This window comes from Streptomyces sp. NPDC018019 (assembly GCF_044327805.1).
GTDB lineage: Bacteria > Actinomycetota > Actinomycetes > Streptomycetales > Streptomycetaceae > Streptomyces.
In genome coordinates, this window is record NZ_JBIRGD010000001.1 from 337,540 (window position 1) to 363,284 (window position 25,745).

Here is a 25,745-nt window from a genome sequence, read left to right on the forward strand (position 1 = left end):
CCCGCGCCACGCCCTCCCTGTGTTTTCGTCAGTCCAGTCGAGAAAGGGAACGTCTCCGCAATGAAGCTCTTCAGAGTGCCGCTCTCCAGAGTTCCGCTCTCCCTCGTCGCCACCGTCGCGGTGGCGTCCACGGCGCTGACCGCCTGCGGCGGCCCGGACGACGGGGGCGGCGACGGTGAACCGAGGCAAGCGCCGAAGACCGCCGCGCTGGACATCAACCGGACCGACCCGGCGCAGCTCAGGCAGGGCGGCACGCTGAACTGGGCGATCGACCAGTTCCCGGTGCAGTGGAACGAGATGGAGGTCGACGGCAACCAGGCCGCCACCAACGTCGTCATCGAGGCCCTGATGCCGTCGCTGTGGCACTCCGCCCCGAACGGCGAGCAGGTCCCCAACAAGGCGTACCTGCTGGACGCGGCCAGCCGTACGGAGGGCGGCAAGCAGGTCGTCACCTACCACCTGAATCCCAAGGCGAAGTGGTCCGACGGCACCCCGGTCACCTACCGCGACCTGGAGGCCAACGTACGGGCCATGAGCAGCAAGGACCCGGCGTTCAAGGTCGGCTCCCCGACCGGGTACGAGGACGTGGCGTCGGTCCGCAGGGGCAAGGACGACCACGAGGCCGTGCTCACCTTCGACAAGCCGTACGCGGACTGGCGGGCCCTGTTCGGCGCGCCCAACAACACCCCGCTGTACCCGGCGAAGTACATGGCCGACGCCCAGGGCTTCACCACCGGCTACCTCAACAAGATCCCGCTCACCTCCGGCGCGTACAAGCTCGCCGGCATCGACAAGACCGCGCAGACCGTCACGCTCGTCCCCGACCCCGCCTGGTGGGGCGAGAAGCCCAGGCTCGACAAGATCGTCTTCCATGCCATGACGACCGAGTCGATGCCCACCGCCTACGCCAACGGCGAGATCGACTACTTCGACCTGAACGCCGGTGTCGCCGCCTTCAAGCAGGCGTCGGCGGTCAAGACCGGGGAGATACGGGAAGCCGGCGGGCCCAACTACCGGCACCTGACCTTCAACGGCAGGAGCCCGAAGCTCGGCGACCCCGCGGTGCGCAAGGCGCTGTTCAAGGCCACGGACCGCGAGACGCTGGTCAAGTCCAGCGTCAAGGGCCTCAACTGGGCGGCCGAGCCGCTGAACAACCACTTCCTCATGCCCCACCAGAAGGGCTACCGGAACAACGCCGGTGACCTGGCCGCGTACGACCCGGAGGCGGCGGGCCGGATGCTGGACGCGGCCGGCTGGAAGCTGGACGGCAAGGTCCGCAAGAAGGGCGGCCAGGAGCTGAAGCTGCGCTTCGTGATCCCCACCGGCCAGCCCGCCTCCAAGAACGAGGCCACCATCCTCACCCAGATGTGGGCCCAGGTCGGCGTGCGGCTCGACGTCCGGACGGTGCCGGTCAACGAGTTCTTCGACAAGTACCTGGTCCCGGGCGACTTCGACGTCGCGCCGTTCAGCCTCTCCCGTACGCCGTTCTCCGCCAGCGGGTCGAGCAACACCTACGCCCGCGGCGGCGGCAACAACAAGTCCGGCACCGGCAGCGAGAAGCTGGACGACCTGCTGGCCAAGGCCGCCCGCACCACCGACCCCGGCCAGGCGGTGGAGGCCGTGAACCAGGCCGACGCGGAGGCGTGGCGGGTCGCGGGCGTGCTGCCCACCTACCAGCTCCCGGAGATCACCGCGGCCCGGAAGGACCTGGCCAACCTCGGGGCGCAGGGCATGGCGGACATCACGTACGAGCGCATCGGCTACACGAAGTAGCTCCGCGGCGGCTCAGCGCGGCGCGGGCCGGCTGCCGGGTCCGCCTACGGGCCCGGCGACCGGCCGGGCGGCGGCGTCCGCGCCACCGGCACCGCCGTCCCGGTCGTCACCGCTGTTGATACGGGCCAGCACCGCGTCCCGCTCCGGGGTGTCCTCCGGTTTGAGGAAGCCGACCAGGACGTACAGCACCAGCGAGGTGGCCACCGGTGCGACGATCTGGATCTGGAGCCGGACGCCGGCCAGCCCGTAGTTGGTGAGCCAGAAGGCGAAGAGCCCGGCGGCCCAGGACACCAGCGCGGCGGTCGGCCCCGACCTGCGGAACCGCGGCACCATGCCGAGCAGGAACGGGATGGAGATCGGCCCCACCAGTCCGGCCACCCACTTGATGACCACGGTGATGATGTCCTTGAACGTCGGCGAGTTGACCTGGGTGGCCACGGCCATCGACAGGCCCAGGAAGGCGACGGTGGACAGGCGGGCGGCCAGCAGGCCCGCCCGGTGCGACCAGGTACGGGCCCGCGCGCCCAGCTTCGGCAGCGCGGGCGCGATGTCCCGGGTGAAGACGGCCGAGATCGCGTTGGCGTCGGAGGAGCACATGGCCATCGTGTGCGAGAAGAACCCGACGATGACCAGGCCCAGCAGGCCGTGCGGCAGCAGGTGCTCGGTGAGCAGCGCGTACGCGTCGGACGCGTCCGGCTTCTCGGCCCTCACCAGGAGCGGCGCGGCCCACATCGGGAAGAAGAGCACCACCGGCCACACGAACCACAGGGCGGCGGACAGCCGCGCCGAGCGCCGCGCCTCATGAGCGCTGCGGGTGGCCATGTAGCGCTGAGCCTGGTTCCACATCCCGCCGCTGTACTCGAAGGTCTTGATGAACAGGTACGCGAGCAGGAACGTCAGCGTGTACGGCCCGGCCGTCGGCTGCGCGTGGCTGTCCGGCAGCCGGTCCCACACCGTCCACAGCGCGCTGACGCCGCCCAGCTCGGCCAGCACGGTCACCAGCATCGCCACGCCCGCCAGCAGCTGGATGACGAACTGGCCCAGCTCGGTGAGCGCGTCCGCCCACAGACCGCCGACCGTGCAGTAGACGCCGGTGACCACACCGGTGATCAGGATGCCCTGATTGAGGGTGAGGCCGGTGAAGACGGACAGCAGGGTGGCGATCGCCGCCCACTTGGCCCCCACGTCCACGATCTTCAGCAGCACGCCGGACCAGGCGAGCGCCTGCTGCGTGGGCAGGTTGTAGCGGCTCTTCAGATACTCCAGCGGCGAGGCGACGTGCAGCCGCGAGCGCAGCCGGTTGAGCCGCCCGGCGAACAGGCGGGCCCCGATGGCGATGCCGATCGCGATGGGGAACGACCAGGTGACGTAGGACGTGATGCCGTACTGGTACGCGATGCCCGCGTAGCCGGTGAACATCACCGCGCTGTAGCCCGACATGTGGTGCGAGATGCCGGAGAGCCACCACGGCATCCGGCCGCCCGCAGTGAAGAAGTCGCCCACGTCGTCCACCCGCCTGTGGGACCAGACGCCGATCGCGACCATCACGCCGAAGTAGCCGATGAGCACGGCCCAGTCGAGACTGTTCATGCCCCCTCCAGGGGTCCGCCATGTGAACGGGGAAACACGTCGCCGTACGTTCCGCGGGGCGGCGCCCCCGTGCGGGAGCGGGGACTTCGGGGATTGAACCGTTCACGGCGAGGGCCGGTCAAGGGGCCGTCGGTCATGGATATGAACTGCTGTCAGCTCAGCGAACGATTTTGCGTTCTCTTGGGCTCGGGGGTGGTTGTTGGGCGCGCCCGCCGGAAACCACGATGAGCGGACACTTCGCCGGGTGCGGGACGGGTGCGGGCCGCTCGGGGCCGTGGGCCGTCAGCCGTCAGCCGTCAGCCGTCAGCGCATGATCTCGCCCGCGTTCACCAGCAGCGACTGGCCGGTGATCGCCCGCGCCCGGTCGGACGCCAGGAAGACCGCGCTCTGTGCCACATCGGCGTCCGTGGCCATCTCCGGCAGCGCCATCCGCGCGGTGAGCCGGTCCAGCACCTCGCGCTCCGGGATGTCCTCGGCGTCCGCCGTGTACCGCACGTACGCCTCGACCTGCGGGCCCCACATCCAGCCCGGCTGCACGGTGTTGACCCGGATCCGGCGCGGCCCCAGCTCGCGGGCGAGCGAGTACATCGCCGAGACCAGCGCGCCCTTGGACGCCGCGTACGCCGCCTGCCGCACCTCGGACGGCGCGGCCACCGACGACTGGGTGCCGATCAGCACCACCGAGCCGCCACCGCGTTCCGCCATCGACGGCAGGCAGGCGCGGGTCATCCGCAGCGTGCCGAAGAGGTTGATGTCCACGACCCGCTGCCAGGCGTCGAAATCGGCGTCCGCCAGCCCGCCGAAGTGCGAGTCCAGCGCGGCCACCTGGATCACCGCGTCGATGCCGCCGAACCGCTCGGCCGCGAGCGCGGCCAGCGCCGCGCACTGCTCCTCGTCCGCGATGTCCGTCACCCGCCACGCCACGCGCTCGCCCGACGGGTCGGCCCGCGCCGCCGTCTCCGCCAGCCGGGACTCCGTACGGGCGCCGAGCACCACCGAAGCGCCGTCCCGTACGCACGCCACCGCCACCTGGTGTCCGAGCCCGGCGCCGACACCCGACACGACGACGGTCTTGTCCCGCAGCAGCATGCGCGCCTCCCGGCCGGGCCGGCCGTCGGCGACGGACCTTGGCCGCCCGCCGACAGCATATGACGGCCCGTCAGGATAAGGCGGTGAGCGGACAATGGCTACGGTGGCCGCGCGATGGCTACGGCGAGTGCGCGACGGCTACGGCAGGCGTCGCGACGGCTCCGCCTACCGCTCCCCGCCCCGCAGCGTCCTCGCCAGTCGCCGCAGCCCCTCCCGGATCTCCTCCGGCGGATGCGTCACGAAGGACAGCCGCATCGACCCCGCGTCCGCCGGGCCCGCGTAGAACGGCGCGCCCGGAACGTACGCGACATCGTGCCGGACCACCTCGGGCAGCAGCGCCGCCGCGTCGTACCCGGCGGGCATCGTCGCCCAGACGAACATCCCGCCGTCCGGCCGGTTCCAGCGCGAGCCGTCGGGCAGGGCGCCCGCCAGACCGTCCACCAGGGCATCGCGCCGTGCGCGGTAGGCACCGCGCACCCGGTCCAGGTGCGCGTCGAGGTCCGGCCCCGCCAGGTAGCGGGCCACCGCCGCCTGGTCGACCGTGGAGGTGTGCAGGTCCGCCGCCTGCTTCGCGACGACGCAGGCGCGGCGCAGTTCGGCCGGCGCGCGCAGCCAGCCCAGCCGCAGGCCCGGCGCCACGGTCTTGGAGAAGGACCCGAGCAGCACCGTACGGTCCTCGGCCCCGGGGAACGTGCTCAAGTAGGGCACCGGCTCGCCCTCGAAACGCAGTTCGCCGTACGGGTCGTCCTCGATGACCCACAGCCCGCGCCGGGCCGCCACCTCGGCCACCGCGGCCCGGCGTCCGGCGGCGAGCGTCCGGCCGGTCGGGTTCTGGAACGTCGGCACGAGATAGAGCAGCTTCGGCCGCTCACGCGCCGCGACCGCGTCCAGCGCGGCCGGGTCCAGGCCCGCGTCGTCGGCCGGCACCGGCACCACCCTGGCTCCGGCGAACGCGAAGACCTGCAACGCCGCCAGATAGCACGGGTCCTCGACCAGCACCGTGTCGCCCGGCTCCAGCAGTGCCGTGGCCAGCAGCGACAGGCCCTGCTGCGAGCCGGTGGTGACCAGCAGGTCGTCCGCCCCGGTGGCGAGGCCGCGGGCGCTCACCCGGGCCGCGACGGCGGTGCGCAGCGCCGGGTCGCCCTCGGTCGTCGAGTACTGGAGCGCCTGCCGCGGCGCCTCGTCCAGGACGTGCCGGAAGGCCGCCGAGATGCCCCCGGTGTCGAACAGCTCGCCCGCGGGCAGCCCGCCGGCGAAGGATATGACCTCGGGCCGCGCGGTCAGGGCGAGGATCTCGCGTACGGGGGAGCCGCCGGTCCGGGTGGCGCGCGCGGCGAGCGCGGGGGTGGGGCGGCCGGCTTCCGGCATGGCGTTCTCCCGTCGTGGTACCGCCTGCGCCGCGGGCGCACGCGGGCGCCCGCCCCTCGACAGGTGCAGGATGCAGGGAGCTTAGGCGGGCGCGCCGGAGCCGTGCAGCACTGCCCGCATGGTGAACCGGGGCCGCCGCACCCCTCCTCAACTGATGGCCCGTCAGCTACACCTGGTGCCATGACCCACGACCCCGGTACGGACGAGCAGGACCGGGCCCCCGGCGCGGACGGGGCCCCGGACGCGGACACCCGCAGCGCCGCCTACGCCGAACTGGCCGCCGTCGGCCCGTACGGGGTGCACCCGGGACACGCGCTGATCACCATGGTCGAGCCGCACCCCGGCCACGAGTACGCGTACAACCGCTGGTACGAGGACGACCACTACCTCGCCGGCGCCATGGCGATGCCGTGGATCTTCGCGGGCCGCCGCTGGGTCGCCACCCGCGACCTCCAGCTCCTGCGCTACCCGGCGCGGTCCGCGGTCGCCCGGCCGGTCACGGCGGGCTGCTATCTGTCGACGTACTGGATCACCGACGGCCGCTACGACGACCATCTGCGGTGGACCGTCACCATCAACCGGCGGCTGAACGCCGACGGCCGCATCCACCACGCCCGTACGCACGTCTTCACGGCCTTCCACGACCACGCGGCCACCGTCTACCGGGACGGCGCGCGTGGCCCGCGCGACTTCCACGCCCTGGACCACCCGTACGCCGGGCTGGTCATGGAGGTCATCGACACCGAGGACGCGGACGGCCGCGCCGCGCTGCTCCACCGGCTGCGCACCGAACTGCTGCCGCGCCGGCTGGCGGACTCGCCCGCCGCCATGGTGACGGTCTTCCGGCCCACTCCGCTCCCGGACGACCGGATGCCCTACGTACGGCAGGTGGAGGGCGTGGGCCACCGGCTGACGCTGCTGTGGTTCCTCCAGGAGGACCCGCGCGCCTGCTGGGCGCCGTGGTACACGGGGCTGGACGCGGAGGTGGCCGCCACGGGCCTGGGGCGGGTGGAGCTGGTCGCGCCGTTCGTCCCCACGGTGCCCGGCACCGACCGGTACGTGGACGAGCTGCGCTGAGCGCCGGGGCGGCGGCCGGGCCCGGCGCGGGCGGCTCCGGGCAAGGCCGAGCCCCCTCGGCCGGGACGGCGATCCAGTCGAGAGGGCTCTGGGTGGTGCTGGTTATGCGGTGTACGGTCGGCGGTTCACCGCCGGCTCAGCTCACAGGTCGTCGGCGCCTTTGCGCACGTCCGCCACGAAGGTGCTCCACGCGGAGGTGTCGAAGGTCAGACGCGGACCGTCGGGGTCCTTGGAGTCACGCACCGCGATGGCGGCGGGCGCCGGCACGGCGACCTCCACACAGGCGCCGTTGCCACCGGAGTACGAGGACTTCGTCCAGGAAAATGCGGAATTGGGCTGAATGGCCATGTTCACTCCGACTCGTTCTGAGGTGCACCGCGTTGCCGCGGATTCGGTAGACCCGACGCTACGCGCCAACATCACGGTGAGCAGGAGCAGTTCACTCATCCGTATGGCATATTCCTTGATCTCTTCTCAAGGGGGTAGGGGTCGGTGTACGGTGCCGCACTTCTGTCCGGAATCTCCGATTCAGCCATCCTGGCGCCGTGATCAGGCCATGCTGTCCGCGTGCTTCTTCGACGCGGCGGCGATGAACTCCCGGCTCTGGTCCGCGCTGAGCGCCTGCGCCCGCAGATGCTCGTACATGATCGTGTACTTGTGGACGTCGTTGGTCTTCTCCAGATACAGATCGCTTGTGACGCCTTCGATGTAGACCACGCTCGAATCGGCCGCGTCGTCGAACTCCAGGATCGAGAACGTCCCCGACATGCCCGCGTGCGCGCCCGCGTCGTACGGCAGCACCTGCACCGTCACGTGCGGCAGGTTGCTGACCTCCACGAGGTGGTCGAGCTGCTCGCGCATGATCAGGTGGCTGCCCACGACCCGGCGCAGCGCGCTCTCGTCCAGGACGACCCACAGCCGCAGCGGGTTGTCCGGATGGTTGACCCGGTCCTGGCGGCGCATCCGCACCTGAATGCGTTTCTCCAGCTGCTCCTGGGTCAGCTCCGGGACCGTACCGGGAATGACGGCCTCGGCGTACCCGGGCGTCTGGAGCAGGCCCGGCACGAGCAGCGACTCGTACACCCGCAGTGAGGCCGCCTCGGTCTCCAGACCGATGTAGACGCTGTACGGGATGTCGCCGAACGCGTGCCACCAGCCCTGCTGTCGGGAGTCCTTGGCCATCTGCATCAGCGAATCCACGACCCGGTGGTCGTCGACCTCGTAGACCCCGCACAGGTCCCGGACGTCCCGCTGGCTGATACTGCGGCGGCCGTTCTCCAGCCGGCTGATCTTCGACTGGGACACGAGCAGACGCTCGGCGACCTCCTCGGCCGTCATGCCCTTCAGCTCGCGGAGCCTGCGCAGCTCCTGGCCCAGCCGGCGTCGCCGGACGGTGGGATTGATGTTGGACGCCACGGGACGTGCACCTCCGGCTCCGTACTGCTGCTTTCTCCTGCTCAGCAGATTGCCATCCCAGGTCCGCGCAGCGCAGTGGAATGGACACACAAGGCGAGCGGACGTGCGCGCGGGGTGGCGGCCCGGCCGTCGTCCGGAGCGGCCGGCCCGCCACCCCGCGCTTGCTGCGGCTCCCGAACGGGACTGTGGGGACGGTGGTGCTGTGGTGCCGGTCATGCGGTGGTGCGGTGATCGATGTGGTGCTGCGGTGATGCCGTGTGCGGTGGTGCTGTGATGTGGCGGTGCTGTGCTGCGATGTGGTGTTGCTGTGCCGCGTGGGTGCCGGGCTACGTGGTGTACGACGTGCGACGTGCCCGCGTGGTGCCGTGTTCCGTCAACGCCCGCTGTCGCGGGGCGTCATCGCGCGCCGACGCGGGCCATGGACCCGTGCCGGGGCTGCGCCGGTACGCCCGCCGGCTCCGCCGCGACACGGGTGGCGGGCTGCCGGCCCGCTCCCGGCCCGGAGGCGGCCGTCACCGGTGCGCGCCTCGGCTGCGCCGCGACGCCGTTCTGCACATCCATGACGGCATGTGCGACCAGCCCGCCCATCGGGTCGTGCCGGATCAGGTCCCGGAGGCGGGAGCGCGAGGAGCGCCCCTCGTTCCCGGGATACAGGTGCTTGCCGAGACCGACCGCGTGGGCCAGCGCGGCGAGCGCCGCGGTCCGCGGGTCCGGCGGTACGCCGGTGCGGATCGCGCTGTCCAGCCGGTTCTTGATCTCCCGGCTGATGGCCGTGTCCGTCGCCTGGTAGCGAGTCGTCGGCAGCACCCCGCACATCTGGCCCGCCACGGCATGCACCATGCCGCACCGCTCCAGGTGCGTGAGATACGTCTGGCGCAGCCCCAGCCGGGGCCCGCCGATCCAGTGGACCGCGCGCACCGGGCTGCCGCGGCGTCGCAGCAACTCGAGCGCGGAGTCCAGAGTCGGATCTCCGGTCGGCCGTGGCAGCACCACGGCGATACGATCCCCGTCAGGGGCTATCCGTCCGGCCAGTGCCAGCTCTACTAGCTGCGCCCCGGCCAGACCGAGGTCGAGCGACTGCGGCTGCGCTGTGGTTCCCGTTGCCGGGTCCAAAGCGAGCAGCAGAAGCTCCTCCGGAATTGTTCTGCGGCTCCTGCCCATCCATGCCTCCCCGCGTGGATGAATGACAGGGTGACCCCTCTCACATTCATCTGTCGAGAGTGCGTGGGGGGTTAGGCAGGGAACCTGTAGGTATGTCGTTCTCGTCTAGCTGCTTGGCGACACCTCCTGTGGGGCGGGGCGCCCATCGTTTCGCGTGGCGGTGCGGACGCGCCTCGCGGACACAGGACACTTGGGAACACTGGGCCAGACAGAGCGCGACGTATCGCGACGTGTGAAGGAGACATAGGTGGCGGGCGAGTCCCCCGGCAAGCCGGAGCAGAAGCAGTCGTCGGGGGAGACGGCGGGGAGCGAACGCGATCCGCGACTTGCGGTCTTCCGTGAGGTACCGAGCCCGGCCGGTGAGGCCGGGAAGCCGGAGAAGAAGTCCGGGAAGCCGGAGGAGAAGTCCGGCGAGCCTGACAGGAAGACAGGGGCGGCCGACACGGCCGGGAAGCCGGAGGCGGCCGGGAAGGCCGCTTCGGCGGACGCGGACCGGGCCGATGCCGGTACGGCGGCCGATGCCGGTACGGCGGACGAGGCTGCCGCCGAGGAGAAGGCCGGGACGAACGGCGAGGGCCGGGACGCGCGGCTGCGCGAAGCGGTCGCCGCGTGGGTCGCTGCGTCGGACGACGAGGGTGACGACGGTGACGAGGGAGCGGCGGCCGACGGCGACGCCGAGACCGGGCCGGAATCCCGTGCGAAGGATGAGGCGGCCGAGGCGCCTGTGACGAAGGCGCCGGCAACCACCGGTACCGCGGCCAAGGGCGCCGGAGGCGCCGCGAAGGACGCCGCCGAGGACGCCGCCGAGGACGCCGCCGAGGACGAGGCCGGGGACGAGGCCGGGGATGCGCCTCAGAAGGGCTCCGAGGGGGCCTCTGAGAGGGCTTCTGAGGGCTCGTCCAAGGGCGGTGGCAAGGGTTCCGGCTCCACGGGCTCCAAGAGCGGCACCGGGGCTTCCGGGGCGCGTAGCGGCGCCGAGGGCGCCGGAACCGCGGGCAAGGGTTCTGCGGGTGCCGGTGCCGCGCCTGCGTCCGAGGAGGAGACGGCCTCCGAGGAGGAGACGGCCGAGGACGAGCCGGGGGCCGCCGGGCCGTCGAAGTCCGTCGACCAGCCGACGGCGATCTTCAAGGCGCCGGGCGCCGCGCAGGGCGGGCGGAAGCCGGTCGACGACGCGACGCGCGCGTTCTCGATCGCAAAGCAGAAGGGTCCGGACGACAGCGGTCCGGCGAAGGCGGCGAAGACCGCGCAGGACGCGGACGGAGCCGGGAAGGCCGACGCGAAGGCGGAAGGCGCCACCGAGACGGAGGCGGAGGCCAAGACCGGCCCGAAGTCCGCCTCCGCGCCCGGAAAGCCCGCCTCCGCGCCCGGAAAGCCCGACGCCGCGCCCGAAAAGTCCGACGCCGGCCCGTCGAGCTCCAAGTCGTCGACCGCCAAGCCGTCGCCCTCCAAGCCGTCGCCCTCCGAGCCCTCGGCCGACCAGCCGACCACGGCGATCAAGGCCGTCCGGCCGCCCGGTGCCGCGGAGTCGGACGGTGAGCGCACCAGCCAGTTCGTGGCGCTGAAGTCCACCGACCCGCAGCCGATCAAGCCGCCGCGCCCGGTCACGGGCGACAAGCCCGGCAAGCCGGGCAAGGCGGGTAAGTCCGGCAAGGCGGAGAAGGATGCCGCACAGACCGGCACCAAGGCAGCCGCCGGTACGGACGCGAAGCCGGCCGCCGACCCGGATGTCGCCCCCGGCACGAAGTGGGGCGCGAAGGCGGCCGGGACCGCCGGGACCGATGCGAAGGCCGGTACGCCCGAGGCACCCGCCGGGGCGACGACCGGCACGGCCGCGGAGCCCGGCGCACTGCCGGACGCCGAGCAGACCAAGCAGCAGCCGCTGCCGCCGCTGGACCTGCTGGCACAGCTGACCAACACCCCGCCGCCGCCCGAGACCCCGATGCGGACGGTCGCCCGCCGGTTCAAGATCTGGACCCCGGTGGTGGTCCTGCTGGCGATCATCTTCGTGGTCGTCCAGCAGGTGCGTCCGCTGCCGGATCCGGAGCTGGCGCTGGGCGAGAAGTCCTCGTACACCTTCGGGGGCAGCCCGTTCCAGATGCCGTGGCCCGGCCAGGGGCAGGCCGCGGCGAAGGTCGTGGGCGCGGGCAGTCTGGGTACGTACGGCGATGAGAAGCCGGTGTCGACGGCGAGTGTCGCCAAGATAATGACGGCCTACGTGATCTTGAAGAACCACCCTCTGAAGAAGGACGAGGAGGGCCCGAAGCTCACGGTCGACGCCAAGACGGTCAAGGAAGGCGAAGCCGAGGGCGAGTCGACGGTCAAGCTCAAGGAGGGGCAGCAGTACAGCGAGTACAAGATGCTCCAGATGCTGATGATCCCCTCGGGCAACAACATCGCCCGTGCGCTGGCTCGCTGGGACGCCGGGTCGGAGGCGGAGTTCGCCAAGAAGATGAACGCCGCCGCCAAGGACCTCGGCATGAAGAACACCACGTACACCGACCCCAGCGGTCTGGAGAAGACCACCGTCAGCACCGCCGTCGACCAGCTGAAGCTGGCCGAGGAGGTCATGAAGCAGGACGTGTTCCGGAAGATCGTCGCGATGCCCAACGCGGACAAGGGCCTTCCGCAGAGGATCTTCAACAACAACGACCTCATGGCCAAGTACCCGGAGCTGAGCATCAAGGGCATCAAGACCGGTTCCAGCACGGCGGCCGGCGGTGCCCTGGTGTGGGCCGCGTACAAGGGAGTCGGTGGCAAGGACCAGCTCATCCTCGGCGCCACGATGGGGCAGCACGTCAAGGGGCTGGACCCCAACGGAGGCAGCAGCCTGCAGCTCGTCCAGCAGCGCACCAAGAAGATGATCGAAGCCATCCGCAACGCCCTCACCTCCGCCACCACCGTCAAGAAGGGCCAGGTCGTCGGCTACGTGGACGACGGTCTCGGCGGGCAGACGCCCGTCGTGGCGACGGAGGACCTGAAGGCCATCGGCGTCCCCGGCCAGAAGATCGACTTCAAGATCGGCCCGGCCGCCGGCAAGCCCGTCCCCCACGAGGCGAAGGCCGGCACCGTCGTCGGCAAGCTGACCGTCGGGACCGGGGCGAGCGCCGCCAAGGTGGACGTGGCGCTGCAGAAGGATCTCGCCGAGCCGTCGTTCGGGTCGAAGCTGACGCGGATCGGCTGAGCCCCGGCGGACCGTACGGGCCATCGCGCACCGGTGGGCCCTCGCCTGCCGGTGCGCGACGGCTGTCGTACGGTCTATTCGTACGGTCCCCGTGTGTCCGCACAGTCCCGCCCGGCCCGGTGAAGCGGAGTCCGCCATCGATGTAGCGCAGACCGCATACGCGTCTCCCGCGCGCGCCCGAGGTGCATGGGCGGCGCGGGGGGCGGTCGCGCTGTACCCGGCCGCGCTGATGCTGGTCCTCGGCCTGTGGGGCATCCGCCGCCAGGGCAGCATGTGGCGGGACGAGGCGGTCACGTACGACATGGCGCACCGCACCCTGGCGGAGCTGTGGCCGGCACTCCAGACCGTGGACGCGGTGCACGGCCTCTACTACGTCCTCATGCGCGGCTGGTTCCTCGTCTTCGACGGGGGAGTGGTGGCCCTGCGGCTGCCGTCCGTCGTCGCGATGGCGGCTGCCGCCGCCGGTGTCGCCCTCCTCGGAAAGCAGCTCGCGGGACGGCGGGCGGGGCTCTTCGCGGGCGTCGTCTTCGTCCTGCTGCCGATGGTGCAGCAGTACGCGCAGGAGGGCCGCTCCTACGCGCTGGTCTGCGCGCTGGTGGTGTGGTCCACCTATCTGCTGGCACGGGTCACCGCCCGGCCGGGCAGGCGCCTGTGGGCGGGCTACGGGGCGCTGTCGCTGGCCGCCTGCCTGATGCACGAATTCGCCGTACTGGTGCTGCCCGCGCACGGTGCCGCCGTCGTCCTGTCCGGCCTGCCGCGTGCCGTCCGGCGGGCCTGGTGTGTGGTGGCGGGCGCGGTGGTCGTCGCGCTGGTCCCGCTGGCCCTGTTCAGCATGGGGCAGTCGGAGCAGTTGAGCTGGCTCCAATGGCCCAACCCGGTCCAGCTGGGCACGTTCACCGCCCTGGTGCTGGGCGGCCTGCTCTGCGCCCGCGCCCCGGTCGGCCGGGCGGGCCGGCAGCGGCTGCGGCTGCGGCCGGTCGCGCTGCCGCTGCTGGTGCTGCCCACGGCGCTGCTGGTGCTGCTCTCCCAGCTCAAGCCGATGTACGTGGACCGCTACGTCCTGTACTACGTGGCCGGCTTCGCCCTCCTGGCGGGCGCCGCGCTCGACTGGGTGCTGCGGCCGGCCGGTCACCGTGGCCAGACCCGGCGCCGGCTGCTGTACCGGTCGGTGGCGCTGGCCGTGGTGCCGGCGCTGCTCGTCCCCGTCAACCTCTTCCTGCGCAGCCCGCAGAGCCGTACGGACGACGCGATCGCGGTGACCCGCGCGGTCCAGGAGCTGTCGTCGCCCGGCGACGGGCTGCTGTTCCTGCCCGCCCGGAGGCGGGTGTGGGCGGCGGCCGAGCCGCACGAGTTCCACCGCCTGCGGGACCTGGCACTCGACCGGAGCCCGGTGGCCTCGCACACCCTGTACGGCACGGAACTGTCCGGTGACCGCATCCACGCGCACATGATGCAGATGCGCCGGATCGTCGCGGTCGGCGACGCGAAGGGCCAGCCGACGGACAAGACCGATCAGGAAATCGCCAAGCGGACGACCTTGAGCGCCGCGTTCGAGGTGTGTGCGACGCGGGACCTCACGGGGGCGCGGGTGACGTTGTACGCGCGTCCGGGGTATTGCTGATGGCCGTGCCCCGTCCGGGGTACCGCTGACGGCCGTATGCCCGCTCCGGGGCTGCTGACGGCCGGGCAGTGCCGAGGGCGCCCCTCAGACCAGCCCCGCCGCTTCCGCGTCCAGCCCGAGCAGGTCGCGCAGTGCGCCCGCGCCCGTCGGCGTCAGTCGTACGGCCCGGCCGCTGCCGACGCGCCGTACCCATGCCCGTTCCAGCAGTCCCGCGCACAGCCGGGCGCCCGCCACGCCCGCCAGGTGCTGCCGTCGTTCGGTCCAGTCCAGGCAGCCGCGGGCCGTCGGGCGGCGGTCCGTGCGGAGGGCGGCGGCGTCGGCGCCGAGGGCTTCGGCGAACCACTGGCGGCCCGTACCGGTGAGTGCGAAGCCGCCGTCCTGGTCGATCAGGCCGCGTTCGGTCATCGCGTCGGTGACGGCCACGCCCAGGCGCCCGGCCAGGTGGTCGTAGCAGGTACGCCCGCGGGCCAGCGCGGCCGAGGCGTTGACGGCGCGCAGTCCGCGCGGCGGGTCGGCGGGCGGGTCCAGGTGCGCGGTGAGCGTTTCGAGCAGTTCGGCGACGCGGGGGCTCGCGAGCTGCACGTAACGGTGGCGGCCTTGGCGCCGCTCCACCAGCAGCCCGCCCTCGGCCAGCCGGGTCAGGTGCTCGCTCGCGCTGGACGGCGCGACCCGCGCGTACGCCGCCAGCTCGCCCGCCGTCCAGGCCCGCCCGTCCAGCAGGGCCAGGCAGAACGCGGCGCGGGTGCGGTCCGCGAGGAGGGCCGCGAGGCCGGCCAGCCCGGCGCTGTGGGCGGACGCCGCATCCGGTGACGATGCCCGTATGGTCATGGGCCCATTGTGCGCGGGCACGTTTCGGCCGGGCCCGAAACGAGGCGGTCCTACGGTCCTGGCATGCAGACCTCGGACGACATGCGGGATCAGGGCGACGTACGAGTCCTGGACGACATACGGGTCAGGGATGACGCACGGGTCCCCGACGGCCCCCGGGCGTCCGACGGCCCCCGGGCATCCGAAAGCCCCCGGGCATCCGATGACACCCGGGCACCCGATGCCACCCGGGCAGGCGTCGGCCCGGAGGTGCTCGCCGGCCCCGGCTGGGTGGTGCCGCCGGTGCCCCAGGACGTACCGGAGGGCGGGACGGCCTGGCTGCGTGCCCGGGTCGCCCGCTTCAGCAGCGGGGGCGCGCACGCGCGGCGGCGGGCGCTGGCGGTCGGCCCGCTCGGTGGGCCGGACGCGGCCGACGCGCTGCGCGGCGCCGCACGCGCGCGGGCGGCGGAGCTGCTGCACGGGCCGGGCACGGTCGAGGTGATGGCGCGGCTGGCGCACGTCGTCCCCGCCGAGGTGCTCGCCGGTTTCCTCGGGCTGCCGGTAACGGACGAGACGGCCGGGCCGGTCGGAGACGTGACCCGCGCGTACCACGCGCACGGCGAGGCCGTCCCGGCCGCCGACCGCGCCTTCGCCCGGCTGGTGACGGCCTGCGGCGGTACGTGGGACGAGGCCACGGCGGCCCGGATCGGGCTGCTGGTGCAGGCGTACGACGCGACGGCGGGACTGATCGGCAACGCCGCGTACCTGATGCTGGCGCACGCGCCGGAGCCGCTGCCCGGACGGGACGCCGATCCCGTCATCGCCGGGCCGGCCGGACCGGGCGCCGACCCCGTAGCGGACTGGCTGGACCGAACCCTGCGCACCGATCCGCCCGTACGGGGCACCCTCCGTGCCCCCGCGGACGGCGGCGACCCGGTACGGATCAGCCTGGTCGCCCCCGACGGGTCGCCGGCCTTCGGCGCCGGGGCGCACGCCTGCCCGGGACGCGCCCACGCCCGGGCGCTGGCAGCCGGAGTGCTGGACGCGCTGCACGCCCGCGGCTGCCGCCTGGTCCGCCCGGACCTCGTGTACGAGCCGTCCGCGAACCTGCGGGTGCCGGCCGCGCTGGAGGTGAGGTGCGGATGAGCGAGGCACACAGGGGTGACATGACCCCGGCCCCCGGAGCGCCGCCGAGCCGCGCCGACCGTACGGACCGAACCCGCGCCTTCCACGCCCTGCACCACCGCGACGAACCGCTTCTGCTGCCCAACGCCTGGGACGCCGCCTCGGCCGCCGCGCTCGCCGCCGCGGGCTTCGCCGCGATCGGCACCACCAGCCTGGGCGTCGCCGCCGCCCTCGGCGAACCCGACGGGCAGGGCTCGGCCCTCGTACGGGATGCGACGCTCGCCCTCGCACGGCGGCTGGGCAGCCGCCTGCCCTGCCCGTACACGGTGGACGTCGAGGGCGGCTTCGGCGGGGGCCCGGAAGAAGTGGCGGAGCTGGCGCGAGAGTTGGCCGACGCGGGGGCTGCCGGCATCAACCTGGAGGACGGGGTTCCGGGGCGCGCGGGCGACGGCCCGCTGGTCCCGGCCGGGCAGCAGGCCGAGCTGATCCGCGCCGTCAAGGCGAGCGCGCCCGGCCTCTACGTCAACGCCCGCATCGACACCCACTGGCTCGTGCCGGACCCCGCGGCGCGGCCGCTGGACGAGACGCTGGCCCGCGCCGAAACGTATCTGTCGGCCGGGGCGGACGGCGTCTTCGTGCCGGGAGTCGCCGACGAGCGGGCCATCGCCACGCTCGTCGCGGCGGTCCCGGCACCGCTGAACATCCTGTACGCGCCGGGCCGGCACCGCCTCGCCCGCCTGGCGGACCTGGGCGTACGGCGTGTCAGCACCGGTTCGCTGCTGTTCCGTTCGGCGCTGCACGCGGCCGTCGGGCTTGCCGAGGCGGTCCGTACGGACGGGGACGCGGGCGGCGGGGACGGCCGGCCCGGGGTCGATCTCGCCGGTGTGCCGGGTTGCGGGGAGGTGCAGCGGCCGGCGGAGCAGCGGTGACGGTGACCGGTCCGCTGCCGAAAAAGTTCTGTAGCCGAAAAGGTTCTGTAGCCGAAAAGGATCTCTATACGCAGACAGAGGGGAGGCGGGGCTCGGCCTTACTGCGCCTGCCGGCGCCGGTGTACGGCGACACCCACGCCCGCCGCGCCCAGCACGCCCACCGCGCCCGCGAGGCCGCCCGCGGGGTGCTGGCCGATCCGCTCGGCGATCCCGGCGAGCCCGTTCTCCGGCAGTACGGCGGACTTGCGGCCCATGGCCTGCGAGGTGGTGGCGTCGCCGGTGCCGGCGGCGAACGCGCCGCTCGCCGGAAGGAGCAGAACGGCTGCGACACCGGTGGCGACGGCGGCGGTACGGATCACGGAGCGGCGCTTTGCCCGCATGGGACTACTCCTCGTCGTGGCGGTCCTGGCCGCCGTAGGTCTGCTGCGTTCGTCGTACGTGGATCTGCTGCTGCGTCGTGCTGGCGGAGATCAATCTACGAGGTGTGTTTCACGGCGATCCGTAGGTTGTGTAACAGCCTGGACCCGCTCTGCGGGCGGTGATGTCACGGCATGGGCGTGACCAGCCGTCCGCGCGCCCCCACTATGGGTAACTTTGTCTCGTTGTATAGGTCTGTGTCCGTATTGGGAGAGGTGGTGGGCCGTGCGGCGCCGGACGCTCTCGGCGGTGATGCCGCTCGTGGTGCCTCTCGTGGTGCTGCTGCCGCTCGCCCTGACGGCGGGCTGCGCGGACTTCACGGGCCTGCACGACGACGGGCGGGCGCGGAACGTGAAGGCACCCCTCGCCCTGTGGGCGGACCGGTCACCCGCGCCGCGGAACGGCGAAGCCGACCCCGGCGACCAGCGCGCCGTGCCGGGCATCGCCCGGGTCCCGTCCGGCGACATGAAGGACACCGATCCGGCGGCCGTCGTCCGGGCGGACCGCGCGGCCGACGGGGAACGGCCGCCCGCCGCGAACGCCGTACGCAGCCCGGCCTACCACGACCTCACCGACGACGGACGGCCCGACCTGATCAGCGCCGTCGACCTGGACGGCCGCGTCAGCGAACTGCGCGTCTACAGCGTCCGCAACGGGGTGGTGACCCGCGTCCTGACGCTGCGCGCCGTCCTCGCGGGCGTCGAACTGGCCGCCGGACACCTCTCCGTACGCGAGCCCACCAAGGACCCGCGCTACGTCAGCGTCACCGACTATGTGTGGGACGGCAGCCGGATGGGCCTGTGGGACCTCACCCTCGACGAATACCGGACGGCGCGGAACCCGCGGCCCACGGCGACGGCCGGCACTCCATCGGGCGCCCCGCCGAGCGCTTCGCCGGCGCCCTCCGGCGGGGGCCGCACATGACCCGGCTCGCACCCTCCGGCGGAGGCCGGACATGACCCGCCCGGCGCTCTCCCTCCGCTGGAAGATCGCGCTCACCGTGACGGCGGTGTGCTGCGCCGTGGCCGCCGTACTCGGCGTGCTGGTCCACAACGCCGTCGCGCGCCAGACCGTCGGCCAGGTGCACAAGGAGACGCTCGCCGACCTCGACGAGGCGCTGGAGCTGTACGAGTACGGCACCTCACGCGAGGGCCTGAACTCCGTCCTCGACCCGGCCGAACTGCCCGCGCAGCTGCGTACGTTGGTGCACCACGGCCGGCGCGGCAGCATCGTCGGCACCTACCGCGGCAAGCGCGTCATGTGGGCGGCGGCGCCGGCCGGCGACCAGGTCATGGCGGTCTGGTCCCCGTACGAGGACACCCGCCGCTCCCTGGAGAACCTCGACACGGCCATCTTCGGCTCGGCCGTCCTCGCCGCCACCGCAGTCGCCCTCGCCGGGCTGTTCCTCGCCCACCGCATCAGCCGGCGGCTGAGCACCACCGCCGCCGTCGCCCGCCGTATCACGGCGGGGGACCTGGACGCGCGGGTCGGCACCGAGGACGAGGGGCGCCGCCGCCCGGCGGCACAGGACGAGGTGGCGGCGGTGGCCGCGGCGCTGGACTCGGTGGCCGGTTCCCTCCAGGGCCGTCTCCAGGCCGAACAGCGCTTCACCGCCGATGTCGCACACGAGCTGCGCACCCCGCTGACCGGCATCCTCGCCTCGGCCGAGCTGCTGCCCGAGGGCCGCCCCAAGGAGATGATCAATGACCGGCTGCGGGCGCTGCACCGGCTCACCGAGGACCTGCTGGAGATCTCCCGGCTCGACTCCGGAGCCGAACGCGCCGACCTGGCCCCGTACGAGCTGGGCGCGCTGGTCCGCGGTTCGGTGCGGGGCACGGGGCTCGACACCGAGGTACGGATCGTGCGGGACGCGGTCGTACGGACGGACCGCCGCCGGCTCGACCGCATCCTGTGCAACCTCGTCCTCAACGCGCACCGGCACGGGGAACCGCCGGTCGTGGTGACGGTGGACGTGCCGCGGGGTCCTGCCGCGGCGGCGCGGGAGGGCGGAGACGCGTACGGCGACGATCCCGCCGCCGTCCCCGTCGTGGAAGTGCGCGACCACGGACCCGGCTTCCCGGACGTGCTGCTGCACCACGGCCCGCAGCGCTTCCGCACCGACGCGCCCGGCCGCGGCAAGGGCCACGGCCTCGGCCTGACCATCGCGGTCGGCCAAGCCGCCGTGCTGGGCATCGAACTGAGCTTCACCAATGCGCCGGACGGCGGCGCGCGGGCCGTGCTCCGCCTCACTCCGCCGCCGGCCGGTCCACCCGGATCGCCAGGGCGTACACCCGGGTGATCTGGTGCGGGCTGCTGTTGTTGTCCGAGACGAGGAACAGCGGCAACCGCCCTTTGTACGGGCCCGAGGACAGCGGCGCGGCGCCGAGCGCCATCCCCTCCACGTTCTCCAGCAGCGGGTTCAACTGCGGCTGCGCGGCGGCCGAACCGCCCCTCGGGCACGTCACGAGATCGACGGGCTCCCACTTCTTGGCGAACGCGTCGACCGGCTCGGACTGGAGCGACTCGACCCGGGAGACGTCCTTCGCACGGCTCAGATCGGCGCCGAAGATCCGTACCGCGTTCCCCTGGCCCTCGGCATGATTGGTCTCCAGGACCAGCAGCCGGTCGGCGCCCAGCACCACCAGCTCCGACACGCGCAGACCGGCCGCCGACTGGTACGCGTACTGCTTGTCCGGTACGTACGTGCCGCCGGGCGTCCCCTTGAAGCGCTGGATGCGCAGCAGGCTCCGGCCGCGCGCCTTGCCGTCGCGGAAGAGCGGCGCCTCCATCCCCGCGTACAGGTACCGCCCGTCCGGGGACGCGCCCAGCGCTTCCAGGTTCTCCGGGCCGGACCACTCGACGAGATGGCGCGGCAGCTCGATACGGCCCGTCTCGACACCGTCCGACACCCGGAACCTGCGGATCGACGGGCCCGCCTCCGAGGCGACCAGGACGGTGCGCCCGCCGTGCTCCAGGACCAGGCCCTCGCCGTCGAAACGGCCGCCGCCGGTGGGATGGAGGGTGCGCATGTCGACGGCGCGGGCGGCGGGCGGGGAGGCACCGGTGGTGCCGAGGTCCAGGTCGAAGATCCGGCCGGGCGGGTTGTCGGCCAGCGCCCAGGCGCGGGAGGGGCCGGCCATCGCCAGGCCGGACAGCCCGTCCACCGGGACGGCGGCCTCGTACTCGACGCCGTCCAGCGCGTCGCTGTGGCCGATCAGCGCCACATCGTCGGAACACGCCCCGGAGGACGGCTCGTCGTCCCGCGACTGCCACCACACGACGGACGGGACGGCGACGGCCGCCACACACAGCGCGGCGACCAGGGCCCGGCGGCGGGTCCGGCGCGTCTTCGCCGCCCGCTCCTGTTCCTGCTCCCGCAGCTGCGCCAGCGCCCGTTCCGGGTCCGGCAGACTGTCACCCGGTCCGCCCGCCGCCGTACCGTCCCGAGGCACCTGGGGGACGGGTCGCGCCGCCCGGTTCCGTACGAACGGCAGCTTCTCGATGCCGTTCTGGCTCTGCTGCTGGGGCAGCGGCCGGTTCTTCGCCCGCAGCGAGCGGCGGACCTCGTGATAGATCGCCTCCAGAGTCAGGTGGCTGTCCACCGCGCCCCTGTCAGGGGGCCGCCTGCCGGAACCGCCGGGCACGGATTCCGGTGCCCGCTCGGCACCCGACTGCCGTGGCCCCGGAATGCCCTCCCGCAACACCCGGAGGAACTCACCGGTGAACGCGGTGTACTCCTCGCCGTCGAAGGTCAGCGCCTCGACGTTCCAGGGCGTCGAGGTGAGCAGGTACGAGACGCCCTCCATGCCGTCCATGCCCTCGAAGAGGGCCTCACCGAGCCGGCTGGACGCCTGCTGGGTGGCCGCGGCGGTGGACATGACGCCCGCCATCGACCCGGCGGACATCCCCTTGATCACACTGCCGCTGTAACAGCAGTCGAGGATGACGATACGGAGCCTGGGCGGCGTACGGGTGCCCAGCACGCTGCGCAGCCAGGCGTACGGGATGCCGCTGTGCAGCTTCCCGGCCTCCGTACCGGGCAGCGTGAGATACAGCCCCGCCTGCTTCGAATCCAGGAAGCCGTGCCCCGCGTAGTACACGATCAGCGTGTCCTTCGCGGTGTGCACCGCCTGCTCGACGGGGCGTAACGCGGCGGTGATCGTCCGCGGGTTGAGCACGACCCGGCAGTTCCGCTTCGGTATGCCGCCGATGCTCCGGTCGGTCAGCGCGGCCCGGAGCGCCTTGAGGTTGTTCCGCACCGCGGGCAGCTGCGGCAGGCTGGTGTACGTATCCACGCCGATGATCACACAGGCCGACTCCTCGGGATCGAACGCCGGAGCCGGCACGCCCCCGACTTCATCCATGGGTCAGGCCTCGTTTCGGGGGTGTGGGTGGGGGAGGGGCTGGGGTGCGGGGTGGTCGTGGATCCGGCCCTGTCCCTGGTCCGTACGAGCCTCGCCCGCGCCCGTACCGTCCGAGCCCGCCTCCGTACCGGCCTCGTCCGCGCCCGTGCCGTCCCCGTCCGTACGGCTCTCGCCCGTACTGCCCTCGCCCGTACGGCTCTCGCCCGTACGGCTCTCCTCCGCCGTCGTGGGGGAGGAACCGGTCGCCCGGTCCAGCTCTTCCAGCGCGCGCAGGATGCTCCGGGCGCCGTCCGGGTCCGCGGTGGCGAAACTGACCCGTACGCCGTTGCGTTCCACCGTCATCTTGGCGCGCGCCGCGTACGCCCTGCGCCAGCCGTCGATGGCGATGGCGAGGCTGCTCAGCTGGAACGCGCTGTCCACGATCAGCTGTACGGCGTCGAACCCCAGCCCCATCCGCCCCGGCTCGGGCGCGCGCGCCAGCAACGAGACCTCCGCGGTCCGGCCGACCGCGGGATCGTCCGCCAGCCAGTCGCACAGCGACCGCAAATCCTGGCCGCTCTCGGCATCGTCCAGCCTGACCTGAATACTCATCAGCCCCCCATGGTCCTGTCCGGCCTCATGCCAACTCTCGCCCCATACCCCACCGCTTGGCGGGGATTCACGGAATGGTGGGCGTGCTCGTCGGGCGATCCACCCGAACGGGCCAGACTGGGTACTGGGGTTGACGTGAGGCGGGCCGGGCCGAGTGGCCGAGCGGCTGATCAGGCTGGGGTGGGCAGCCTCTCCCTGCCCCACCCCGCTCCTCTGCTCTCACTCCTCCTCGAACGGCGGCTCCTCGAACGGCGGCTCTCCCCAGTCCGGCTCCTCGCCCATGGCGTCACCGAAGCCGGTGTCCGGGCCGCCGGCCGGCGCCACCGCACCCGCATCCGGCCCCGCCAGTACGCCCAGGATCTGCTCGCCGTACTTCGCCAGCTTGTTCTCGCCCACGCCGCTCACGGAGCCGAGCGCGCCCAGGCTCGCCGGGCGGGCCGTGGCGATCTCGCGCAGCGTGGCGTCGTGGAAGATCACGTACGCCGGTACGCCCTGTTCCTTGGCCGTACGGGCCCGCCAGGCCCGCAGCTCCTCGAAGACCGGCACGGCCTCCTCCGGGAGGTCGACCGGTACCGAGCGCTTCCCCTTGGCCGCCTTCGCGGCCTTGGCGGCCCTGGTCTTCTCCGGCTCGCGCCGCATCGGCACCTGGCGCTGCCCCCGCAGCACCTCACCGCTGTCCTCGGTGAGCACCAGGGTGCCGTAGTCGCCTTCCACCGCGAGCAGCCGTTGTGCCAGCAACTGCCGTATGACGCCCCGCCATTCGGCCTCGCGCAGGTCCTCGCCGATCCCGAAGACGCTCAGCGCGTCATGATCGAACTGGATGACCTTCGCGGTCTTCCGCCCCATCAGGATGTCGATGATCTGCCCGGCGCCGAACTTCTGCCCCCGCTCCCGCTGCAACCGCACCACCGTGGAGAGCAGCTTCTGCGCGGCGACCGTGCCGTCCCACGTCTGCGGTGGCGTCAGGCACGTGTCGCAGTTCCCGCACGGGCCGCTCTCCTGCCCGAAGTAGGCGAGCAGCCGCACCCGCCGGCACTCCACCGTCTCGCACAGCGCGAGCATCGCGTCGAGGTGCGCCGACAGCCGCCTGCGGTGGGCGTCGTCGCCGTCCGACCCGTCGATCATCTTGCGCTGCTGGACCACGTCCTGCAGCCCGTACGCCAGCCACGCCGTGGACGGCAGGCCGTCCCGCCCCGCGCGCCCCGTCTCCTGGTAATACCCCTCCACCGATTTCGGCAGATCCAGGTGGGCCACGAACCGTACGTCCGGCTTGTCGATGCCCATCCCGAACGCGATGGTGGCGACGACCACCACCCCGTCCTCGCGCAGAAAGCGCGCCTGGTTCTCCGCGCGCGTCCGCGCCTCCAGCCCCGCGTGATACGGAAGCGCGGTGATCCCGTTCTGCACCAGGAATTCCGCGGTCTTCTCCACCGATGCCCGCGAGAGGCAGTACACGATTCCCGCGTCACCGGCGTGCTCGGTGCGCAGCAATTCCAGCAGCTGCTTCTTCGGGTCGCTCTTCCCGACGATCCGGTACTGAATGTTCGGCCGGTCGAAACTGGCCACGAAATGCCGGGCGCCCTCCATGCCCAGCCGCGAGGTGATCTCCTGGTGGGTGGCCTCCGTGGCCGTCGCCGTCAGGGCCATCCTCGGCACTTCGGGCCACCGCTCGCGCAGCATCGACAGGGCCAGGTAGTCCGGCCGGAAGTCGTGGCCCCACTGCGCGACACAGTGCGCCTCGTCGATCGCGAAGAGGGAGATCTTGCCCCGGTCCAGCAGGCTCAGCGTCTGCTCCACCCGCAGCCGCTCCGGCGCCAGGTACAGCACGTCCAGCTCCCCGGAGAGGAACTCGGCCTCCACCATCCGCCGCTCGTCGAAATCCTGCGTGGAATTGAGGAACCCGGCCCGGACCCCCAGCGCCCGCAGGGCGTCGACCTGGTCCTGCATCAGCGCGATCAGCGGCGAGATCACCACCCCGACCCCGGGCCGCACCAGCGCCGGAATCTGGTAGCACAGGGATTTCCCGCCGCCGGTCGGCATCAGCACGACCGCGTCGCCACCCGCTATGACGTGGTCGATGATCGCTTGCTGTTCCCCGCGGAACGCGTCGTACCCGAACACCCGCCGCAGCACACCCACCGCACCACTGGCGTCACCCCTCGCGCCATGGGCAACGTCCACCGCACCATTGGCGCTGTCCACCGCGCCATTGGCGTCGCCCATCGCGCCACTGGCGTCGTCGACCGTTTCCCCGGTCCCGGGAGCCATCTCCACCTCGCTCATGCCAGCAGCGTACGAGCTATCCCGCCCCGCGCGCTCAAGCCTGTGGATAACTCGGCACCGGACCGGCCGCCTCTGCTACTTCCGCAGGATTCGCGCAGCGGGCATGGCGCCCGGCCCCGAGCGCCCTCGTACAACGAAATCGACCACCCAGCCGTCTCATAAGACGACGAGGAACACCGAACGCCGTCCGTGATCCCGGCGATCTTCGCCACCGTGCCCCTGCGCCCCTGCACCCGCCGACTCGTTAACCCGGCCCCTTGTCATCGGCCCTGCCGCCGCCCCTTCCGAAGGACGGAGACCCACCATGCGCACCCATCGTCCCGACCGCCTCCGCTTCCACCGCCGCCCGGCCGTGACCGCCTCGGCCACTGTCCTCACCGCCGCACTCGTGACCCTCGCCACGCTCACCACCACCGCATCAGCAGCCACGCCCACGGCCTCCTCCACCCCCTCCGCAAACCCCACCCCCCACTGCCCCGAATCCGCCCTGAAGATCGCCGCCTCCGTCCTCACCCCGCAGCACCCCGACGTGCTGCGCATCAGCGTCACCAACCGCACCGCCGAACCGTGCGTCGTCGACCGCATCCCCACCGTGACCTTCGGCGATCTGGACGGCGCCGCGCAGCCCGATCCGCCCGCCGAGAGCGCCCCGTACCGCCTTGCCCCGGGGGCCACCGCGTACGCGACGGTCCGTACCGTCACCGGCCGCCCGTCCCCGTCCACCCGTACCGTCGACTTCGTCACCGTCGCCGCCGACCCCGCCCACCACGGCCGCCGCTTCGACGCCGCGGCGCTGGGCGCCCCGCCCACCGGCATCCGTGTCTGGTCGCCGACCACAACGCTGTGGCGCCCCACCGCCGGTTGATCCTCGTCAGCGGCGTACGCCCCAACTGGCGTCACCCGGGGGCGGGTTACCGCGAACCGCCCGCCCCCACCCCCGCCATCCACCAGAG

Annotated in this window: 20 protein-coding genes; 9 read left to right on the forward strand and 11 right to left on the reverse strand. The window is 72.5% G+C overall.

Annotated features, from left to right (window positions below; translation table 11 throughout):
• Nucleotides 1–60: 60 nt before the first annotated feature.
• Complete coding sequence (locus ACH4FX_RS01615) at nt 61–1,773, forward strand: ABC transporter family substrate-binding protein (protein WP_398474173.1); 1,713 nt, start codon at nt 61–63, stop codon at nt 1,771–1,773.
• 12 nt (nt 1,774–1,785) lie between these two features.
• Here the strand turns inward: ACH4FX_RS01615 and ACH4FX_RS01620 are convergent, their stop codons facing one another.
• The 3 genes from ACH4FX_RS01620 to ACH4FX_RS01630 form a co-directional block, all read right to left on the reverse strand.
• Complete coding sequence (locus tag ACH4FX_RS01620; protein WP_398474174.1) at nt 1,786–3,363, reverse strand: sodium:solute symporter family protein; 1,578 nt, start codon at nt 3,361–3,363, stop codon at nt 1,786–1,788.
• A gap of 303 nt (nt 3,364–3,666) precedes the next feature.
• The gene (locus ACH4FX_RS01625; RefSeq protein ID WP_398474175.1) at nt 3,667–4,452 is read right to left on the reverse strand and encodes an SDR family oxidoreductase; all 786 of its coding nucleotides are present in this window, start codon (nt 4,450–4,452) and stop codon (nt 3,667–3,669) included.
• 165 nt (nt 4,453–4,617) lie between these two features.
• Nucleotides 4,618–5,820: a PLP-dependent aminotransferase family protein gene (locus ACH4FX_RS01630; RefSeq protein WP_398474176.1), complete on the reverse strand. Its 1,203-nt coding sequence runs from the start codon at nt 5,818–5,820 to the stop codon at nt 4,618–4,620.
• 180 nt (nt 5,821–6,000) lie between these two features.
• Between ACH4FX_RS01630 and ACH4FX_RS01635 the strand changes: the two genes are divergently transcribed.
• Nucleotides 6,001–6,897, forward strand: a complete 897-nt coding sequence (locus tag ACH4FX_RS01635; protein ID WP_398474177.1) for a hypothetical protein — start codon at nt 6,001–6,003, stop codon at nt 6,895–6,897.
• Nucleotides 6,898–7,038: 141 nt separating this feature from the next.
• Here ACH4FX_RS01635 and ACH4FX_RS01640 read toward each other — a convergent pair whose 3' ends face one another.
• The 3 genes from ACH4FX_RS01640 to ACH4FX_RS01650 form a co-directional block, all read right to left on the reverse strand.
• A complete protein-coding gene (locus ACH4FX_RS01640) occupies nt 7,039–7,245 on the reverse strand; it encodes a DUF397 domain-containing protein (RefSeq protein ID WP_398474178.1) in 207 nt (68 codons plus the stop codon).
• Nucleotides 7,246–7,446: 201 nt separating this feature from the next.
• Nucleotides 7,447–8,313 (reverse strand): helix-turn-helix domain-containing protein, encoded by an 867-nt coding sequence (locus ACH4FX_RS01645; protein ID WP_398474179.1) that lies wholly within the window; start codon nt 8,311–8,313, stop codon nt 7,447–7,449.
• 396 nt (nt 8,314–8,709) lie between these two features.
• A complete protein-coding gene (locus ACH4FX_RS01650; RefSeq protein WP_398474180.1) occupies nt 8,710–9,474 on the reverse strand; it encodes a GPP34 family phosphoprotein in 765 nt (254 codons plus the stop codon).
• A 247-nt stretch (nt 9,475–9,721) separates the two neighbouring features.
• Here ACH4FX_RS01650 and ACH4FX_RS01655 point away from each other — a divergent pair, with 247 nt between their 5' ends.
• On the forward strand, nt 9,722–12,655 hold the full coding sequence (locus ACH4FX_RS01655; protein WP_398474181.1) for a D-alanyl-D-alanine carboxypeptidase: 2,934 nt from the start codon (nt 9,722–9,724) through the stop codon (nt 12,653–12,655).
• 91 nt (nt 12,656–12,746) lie between these two features.
• A complete protein-coding gene (locus tag ACH4FX_RS01660; RefSeq protein WP_398474182.1) occupies nt 12,747–14,276 on the forward strand; it encodes a glycosyltransferase family 39 protein in 1,530 nt (509 codons plus the stop codon).
• Between the two features lie 84 nt (nt 14,277–14,360).
• Here the strand turns inward: ACH4FX_RS01660 and ACH4FX_RS01665 are convergent, their stop codons facing one another.
• A complete protein-coding gene (locus ACH4FX_RS01665) occupies nt 14,361–15,104 on the reverse strand; it encodes an ArsR/SmtB family transcription factor (protein ID WP_398474183.1) in 744 nt (247 codons plus the stop codon).
• A 63-nt stretch (nt 15,105–15,167) separates the two neighbouring features.
• Between ACH4FX_RS01665 and ACH4FX_RS01670 the strand changes: the two genes are divergently transcribed.
• Nucleotides 15,168–16,229 (forward strand): hypothetical protein, encoded by a 1,062-nt coding sequence (locus ACH4FX_RS01670; RefSeq protein WP_398474184.1) that lies wholly within the window; start codon nt 15,168–15,170, stop codon nt 16,227–16,229.
• A gap of 20 nt (nt 16,230–16,249) precedes the next feature.
• Nucleotides 16,250–17,137 (forward strand): isocitrate lyase/phosphoenolpyruvate mutase family protein, encoded by an 888-nt coding sequence (locus tag ACH4FX_RS01675; protein WP_398474598.1) that lies wholly within the window; start codon nt 16,250–16,252, stop codon nt 17,135–17,137.
• 98 nt (nt 17,138–17,235) lie between these two features.
• On the opposite strand, the gene ACH4FX_RS01680 is transcribed toward ACH4FX_RS01675, so the two are convergent.
• The gene (locus tag ACH4FX_RS01680) at nt 17,236–17,517 is read right to left on the reverse strand and encodes a hypothetical protein (RefSeq protein WP_398474185.1); all 282 of its coding nucleotides are present in this window, start codon (nt 17,515–17,517) and stop codon (nt 17,236–17,238) included.
• 262 nt (nt 17,518–17,779) lie between these two features.
• On the opposite strand from ACH4FX_RS01680, the gene ACH4FX_RS01685 reads away from it, so the two are divergent.
• A complete protein-coding gene (locus tag ACH4FX_RS01685) occupies nt 17,780–18,478 on the forward strand; it encodes a hypothetical protein (RefSeq protein WP_398474186.1) in 699 nt (232 codons plus the stop codon).
• 31 nt (nt 18,479–18,509) lie between these two features.
• Entirely contained in the window at nt 18,510–19,853 is a 1,344-nt protein-coding gene (locus ACH4FX_RS01690; protein WP_398474187.1) for a sensor histidine kinase, read from the forward strand.
• Here the strand turns inward: ACH4FX_RS01690 and ACH4FX_RS01695 are convergent.
• From ACH4FX_RS01695 to recQ, 3 genes are all read right to left on the reverse strand, one after another.
• A complete protein-coding gene (locus tag ACH4FX_RS01695; protein ID WP_398474188.1) occupies nt 19,801–21,918 on the reverse strand; it encodes an esterase-like activity of phytase family protein in 2,118 nt (705 codons plus the stop codon). The two genes, ACH4FX_RS01690 and ACH4FX_RS01695, sit on opposite strands and share 53 nt — an antisense overlap.
• A 3-nt stretch (nt 21,919–21,921) precedes the next feature.
• Nucleotides 21,922–22,509, reverse strand: a complete 588-nt coding sequence (locus ACH4FX_RS01700) for a hypothetical protein (protein ID WP_398474189.1) — start codon at nt 22,507–22,509, stop codon at nt 21,922–21,924.
• A gap of 219 nt (nt 22,510–22,728) precedes the next feature.
• Complete coding sequence (gene recQ, locus ACH4FX_RS01705; RefSeq protein ID WP_398474190.1) at nt 22,729–24,792, reverse strand: DNA helicase RecQ; 2,064 nt, start codon at nt 24,790–24,792, stop codon at nt 22,729–22,731.
• Between the two features lie 304 nt (nt 24,793–25,096).
• On the opposite strand from recQ, the gene ACH4FX_RS01710 reads away from it, so the two are divergent.
• Nucleotides 25,097–25,657, forward strand: coding sequence for a DUF4232 domain-containing protein (locus ACH4FX_RS01710; protein ID WP_398474191.1), 561 nt, complete (start codon nt 25,097–25,099; stop codon nt 25,655–25,657).
• Nucleotides 25,658–25,745: the final 88 nt, after the last annotated feature.